This window comes from Streptomyces sp. NPDC031670 (assembly GCF_055580545.1).
Window position 1 is genome coordinate 668,317 of sequence record NZ_JBVILC010000002.1, and the last position, 6,000, is coordinate 674,316.

General features: G+C 71.2%; 4 protein-coding genes. 3 read left to right on the forward strand and 1 reads right to left on the reverse strand.

Translation table 11 applies throughout. The features are described from left to right. The first annotated feature begins 131 nt into the window (after positions 1–131). Positions 132–1,586, forward strand: coding sequence for an NAD(P)/FAD-dependent oxidoreductase (locus ACZ5ID_RS07100; protein WP_468894160.1), 1,455 nt, complete (start codon positions 132–134; stop codon positions 1,584–1,586). Between the two features lie 102 nt (positions 1,587–1,688). Beyond that, positions 1,689–3,338 carry an ATP-binding SpoIIE family protein phosphatase gene (locus ACZ5ID_RS07105; protein ID WP_468894162.1) on the forward strand — a complete coding sequence of 550 codons (1,650 nt, stop codon included), beginning with the start codon at positions 1,689–1,691 and terminating at the stop codon, positions 3,336–3,338. 16 nt (positions 3,339–3,354) lie between these two features. Here ACZ5ID_RS07105 and ACZ5ID_RS07110 read toward each other — a convergent pair whose 3' ends face one another. Further along, positions 3,355–4,632 carry an MFS transporter gene (locus ACZ5ID_RS07110; RefSeq protein WP_468894240.1) on the reverse strand — a complete coding sequence of 426 codons (1,278 nt, stop codon included), beginning with the start codon at positions 4,630–4,632 and terminating at the stop codon, positions 3,355–3,357. A gap of 152 nt (positions 4,633–4,784) precedes the next feature. On the opposite strand from ACZ5ID_RS07110, the gene ACZ5ID_RS07115 reads away from it, so the two are divergent. After that, complete coding sequence (locus tag ACZ5ID_RS07115; protein ID WP_371653871.1) at positions 4,785–5,360, forward strand: MarR family winged helix-turn-helix transcriptional regulator; 576 nt, start codon at positions 4,785–4,787, stop codon at positions 5,358–5,360. The last annotated feature ends 640 nt before the right edge of the window (positions 5,361–6,000 follow it).

Genomic DNA, 6,000 nt, shown 5'->3' on the forward strand with positions numbered 1-6,000 from the left:
CCCATCTCCCCGCCCTGACCTGCGTATTCGCCCTGGACCACGAATATCTGGCCGACCAGTTCCGGCCACATCCGTCAGTCACACAATTTGCCGGGCCTGTGGACAAACACCGGCGTCCGTTGCCTCATGGGATGGTGAAGGCTGCGATCAATCGGGGGTCGAGCCCCGAACCACCGCCCGGCACGCGCGTTCTCGTCGTCGGCGGCGGCTACGTCGGGATGTACACGGCGCTGCGTCTCCAGCGCGAGCTCAAGGGGCGACTGAGCGACGGCCGGGTGAGTATCACCGTGGTCGCCCCGGACCCGTACATGACGTACCAGCCGTTCCTGCCGGAGGCCGCCGCCGGGTCCATCTCGCCCCGCCATGTCGTGGTGCCGCTGCGCCGCGTCCTGGACCGCTGCCACATCGTCATCGGCGAGGCCAGAAGCATCGACCACGCCGCGCGCACCGCCACCGTCACCACCCTCGCCACCGAGGAGGAGGGCAGCGGGCCGGTCGAGATCGGCTACGACGAGCTGGTCCTGGCGCCCGGCTCCATCTCCCGCACCCTCCCGGTCCCGGGCCTGGCCGACTACGCCATCGGCTTCAAGACCGTCGAAGAGGCGATCGGCCTGCGCAACCACGTCATCGAGCAGATGGACATCGCCTCCTCCACCCGCGACCCGGCCGTCCGCGACGCCGCCCTCACCTTCGTGTTCGTGGGCGGCGGCTACGCGGGCGTGGAGGCGCTCGCCGAGCTGGAGGACATGGCCCGCTACACCGCGCGGTACTACCACAACATCAAGCCCGAGGACCTGAAGTGGATCCTCGTGGAGGCCAGCGACCGCATCCTGCCCGAGGTCGGCGAGGAGATGGGCCGGTACGCCATCCGGGAGCTGCGGGGCCGCAACATCGACGTACGGCTGGAGACCCGCCTCGACTCCTGCGAGAACCGGGTCGCCGTCCTCAGCGACGGCTCCCGCTTCCCCACCCGTACGGTCGTGTGGACCGCCGGCGTCAAGCCCGCGCCGCTGCTCGCCGCCACCGATCTGCCGCTCAACGAGCGCGGTCGCCTCAAGTGCACCGCCGAGCTCCAGGTGGAGGGCGCCGAGCACGCCTGGGCGGCCGGGGACGCCGCCGCCGTGCCGGACGTCACCGCCGAGGAGAAGGACAAGGAGTGCGCGCCCAACGCGCAGCACGCGGTGCGCCAGGCCAGGACCCTCGCCGAGAACGTCGCCGCGACCCTGGAAGGACGCCCCCTGAGCGAGTACGCGCACAAGTACGTGGGCTCGGTCGCCTCGCTCGGCCTGCACAAGGGCGTCGCCCATGTCTACGGCCGGAAGCTCAAGGGCTACCCGGCCTGGTTCATGCACCGCGCCTACCATCTGAGCCGGGTGCCGACCTTCAACCGCAAGGCGCGCGTGCTCGCCGAGTGGACGCTCGCGGGCCTGTTCAAACGGGAGATCGTCTCGCTCGGCTCGCTGGAGCACCCGCGCGCGGAGTTCGAACTCGCGGCGGGCGGCGGGCCGTCCAGCCCCGGCCCCGGACCGGCCCCCGGACCAGGCCCCGCACCGAAGCCCGACGAGCCCGGCGGCAAGGAGAACTGACGGTTGTCAGTGCCGTCCGTCACACTGGACGTGTGACCATAGGTGGGCCCACACCTGCACAGAGTGACCCAGCAGCCAGCGACACACGAGGCCAAGAGATCCGTGAACTTCACGCGTTGGAGCGCCCGGCTCCCCGGTACGCAGCGCCGCGCCGCCGCACGGACCGACCGGGGCAGCGTGCCCGCCGCGCGCGGTGAGTCCGGGCCGGGGACCGACACCTGGCTGGACGGGGACGAGGCGGACCGGGCCGCCCCCGTCCTGGAAGAGCTGTCCGTGCGCCGGCTCCTCGCCCAGCTCCCGGCCCTCGCCGCCCTGGTCTACGGCCCGGAGCACCGCGTGGCGTTCGTCAACGACGCGTACGCCGCCACCTTCGGCCCCCGCCCCCTCGGCGCGCCCGCCGCAAGGGCGCTGCCCGAGCTGGACGAGCTGGGTCTGCTGCCCCTGATGGACCAGGTCCTGCGCAGCGGCAAGCCGCGTACGGTCAAGTCCCGCAAGACCCGGGGCGGCGGGTCGTACACGGTCACCTGCACCCCGGTCGACATCCCCGCGCACGGGGACGGAGGGGGCGGGGTGCTCGTCTTCGCCGCCGACGTCACCGACCACGCCGAGGCCGCCGAACGGCTGCGCGCCAGCGAGCGCCGCCACCGCGAGACGGCCGTGACGCTCCAGCGCTCCCTGCTCCCGCAGGAGCTGGAGCAGCCCGACGACCTGCGCGTCGCCTGTACGTACCAGCCGGGCGGCACGGACGCGGCGGTCGGCGGCGACTGGTACGACGTGATCACCCTGGGCGCCGGGCGCACCGCGCTGGTGATCGGGGACGTGATGGGGCGCGGGGTGCGCGCGGCGGCCGTGATGGGCCAGCTGCGCACGGCGGTGCGGGCGTACGCGCGCCTGGACCTGCCCCCGCACGAGGTGCTCCAACTGCTCGACGGCCTGGCCGCCGAGATCGACGCCAGCCAGATCGCCACCTGCGTCTACGCGGTCCACGACCCCAACGAGGGCCGCCTGGAGTACGCGTCGGCGGGCCATCTGCCCCTCCTCGTACGTCACGCGGACGGCAGCGTGCACCGCGCGGCGGACCCGACCGGCCCCCCGCTGGGCACCGGCGGCTGGGTGCACACCTCGGGCACCATCGCCCTGCCGCCCGGCGCGACCGCCGTGCTCTATACGGACGGTCTGGTCGAGCGCAGGGGGGAGGACATCGACGAGGGCGTCGCCGCCCTGGAGCGCGCGCTGTCCGGCGCGGTCGGCACCCCGCAGGTCGTCTGCGACCGGCTGATCCGCTCGCTCGGAGTGACCGCCGAGCACGACGACGACGTGGCGGTACTGGTCCTCCAGCACCCGGCGCGCACCGGCCCGGACGCCGAGCTGTTCCACAACGCGGCGCTCGAACTGCTCGGCGGCATCGAAGCCGCGCCACGCGCGCGTGCCTTCGCGTCCGGGGTCCTGGCCTCCTGGCGCTTCCCGGTCGAGCTGCGCGACCTGGGCGTCCTGGCGGCGAGCGAGCTGGTGGCGAACTCGCTCCAGCACGGCACCCCGCCGATGCGACTGCGGCTGCGCCGCACCGACCGCCGCCTGATCATCGAGGTGACGGACGGCGACGACCATCTGCCGCGCCGCCGCCGCGCCGAGCCCGGGGACGAGTCGGGACGAGGCATCTCGATCATCGCGACGATCGCCTCGTCCTGGGGCTCGCGCCGCACACCGGGCGGCGGCAAAGCGGTGTGGTGCGAGTTCGCCCTGCCGGACTGAGGCCGGCGGGGGCGGTTCAGGCCGCCGCGCCGACCTGCTCGCTCCTGTGCACCGCGACCACCCGAGAGGGGGCAGCGAGCGCCGGCTGGTCCTGCGCGGGCGCCAGCCTCCGGCCGAGCCGCAGCGCGAGGACGCTGATCCCGAGCGAGAACAGGATGAACGTCACGATGTACGGGCCGTGCAGCGTGGCACCCATGGGCCCGCCCACGAACGGACCGAGCGCCAGCGCCATCTGCTTGACCAGCGCGAACGCCGAGTTGTACTGACCGACCATCGCCTCCGGCGCCAGATCGGCGACCAGCGGCGCCACGGTCGGCGACAGCATCGCCTCACCGAGCCCGAAGAGCCCGTACGTGGAGACGAAGGCGGCGGTCGCCATGGTCTGGCTGCCGTGGCCGAGCCCCGCGTACCCGGCGAAGAGCCAGGCCACGGTCCAGATGAGCCCCACGGACGCGATGACGCGGCTGCGGCGGCGGCGCTCGACGAAGCGCAGCACCAGGAACTGGGCGACCACGATGACGGCGGTGTTGGCGGCGAGCGCGAAGCCCAGGGCCGACGGATCGATCCCGGCGGCCTCGGTGCCGTACGCCGCGAGCCCCGACTCGAACTGCCCGTAGCAGGCGAAGAACAGCACGAACCCCAGGACGCAGAGCTGGAGCATGGCGCGGTCGGCGAGCACGGCCTTCAGCCCGCCGCCGCGCTGGGCGCCCTTGGGACGGGCGTCCGCGATGGCCGCGTTGCGCGGCAGCTTCACGGAGAGTGCGATCGCGGCGAGGACCAGGAACATCCCGGCCTCGATGGCGAAGAGCAGGGTGAAGGACGCCGGACGGCTCTCGTCGACGATCTGGCCGCCGAAGAGCCCGCCGATGCCGAGCCCGAGGTTCTGCAGGAAGAACTGCATGGCGAAGGCACGGGTACGGGAGGTGGGCCCCGAGGACCACACGATCATGGTGGCGAGCGCCGGCTGCATGACCGCGGTGCCCGCGCCGAGCAGCGCGGCGGAGCCGAGGACGGCGGGAAGGCTGTCCGCGAGCCCCAGGCACAGCGCGCCCACGGCGGCCGTCACGGCGGCGCCGACCAGGACGGGCAGGGGGCCGCGCCGGTCGATGACCCGGCCGGTGAAGAGCAGCGCCACGAGCGCGGCCAGGGCGAAGACACCGAGAACGATCCCGGCCCAGAAGGAGCCGAGCCCTCGCACCGTCGCCACGTAGAGGTACAGATACGGAACGGTGAACCCGAGTCCGAACGCGCTCAGCGCGTTCCCCGCCTGGATCCGGCGCATCGCCGCGCCCATCACCTTGGTCACACTCACCACCTTGAGATCTCGAAGTGCAAGTACTCGAACCTGAAGGTCTCAGGTGCGAAGACTTCAACACTAAAGTTAGAACCTCAACAATACACACTCAAGGACTTAGATGCCAACGCGTCCCGTGCGATACTCGCGGCATGGCTGAGACCACCGAGCGCGGCGGGCCCACCGGCCCAGCCGGCCCCGAGGAGCCGACCCTCGACGAGCAGATCGCGGCGTACCAGCGCGAGTTCCGCGACCTCGACCCCCAGGTCGAGAAGGTCGTCTCCGCCCTGGGGCGGCTGAACCGGCGCATGAACGTGGCGTACGGACGCCAGGTCGCCGCACTGGGCATCAGCAACGCCGAGTGGGAGGTCCTGAAGACCCTCGTCCTCGCGGGCAAGCCGTACCGGCTGGGCCCGGGCGAGCTGGCCAAGCGCCTCGGCCTTACCCCCGCCGCGATGACCCACCGCATCGACCGCATGGCGGGCGAGGGCCTGGTCACGCGCGACCGCGACGAGAGCAACCGGGTGCGGGTCATCGTCGAGCTGACCGACGAGGGGCGCACGAAGTGGCTGGAGGCCATGCAGATGGCCACCGACTTCGAGGAGGACCTGCTCCAGGACCTCACCCCCGACGAGCGCGGGGCGCTGGGCGAGATGTTGATCCGCCTGCTGCGCCGGGTGGAGCACGCCCAGCCGGACGCGGGCGGACGCCTCACCGACCTGGACTGAGGCCGGACTTGAGGGGGTTGACACCGCCTTCCCCCGCGCGTAAGGTTCTTCGAGTTGTCACGGAGCCGGAACGGTTCTGCGACAGCCGTCCGCCGCAGATCTGCGGCAACCCAACTCCGTACGACCTCCCGATCGGGATGAATTTCGGCATGCCGAATTCTTTTCGAAGGGGTTGGACGGATCGGATGGAACGGCCGGGCCCGATTAGGAGCCGACCGGGCAATCCGCTAGGGTTTGAGACGTCGGAACGGCCCAACAGCCGGGAAGACAAACCGACTTGACCCGGGAGACCGGAAATCAGGCCCGAAAGGATCTGATAGAGTCGGAACCGCCGGAAGGCCGAAAGGCCGGAAAGCACCGAGGAAATCGGACACGAAAGAGTCTGATAGAGTCGGAAACGAAGGAAGCGCCCGGAGGGCCCGGAAACGGGAACGAAGGAAGCGTCCGTACCTTGAGAACTCAACAGCGTGCCAAAAGTCAACGCCAGATTGACAACCCCGGCCTGCCAGTGATGGTGGGTTGGAGGTTCCTTTGAAAAGTCCTGTCGGCCCTTGTGGCGGGCAGGCGACAACACAGCGAGGACGCTGAGGACGACTGGTCTTATTCCGACCTGGTCGTTCCGCTCTTTCGTGGTGTGCAC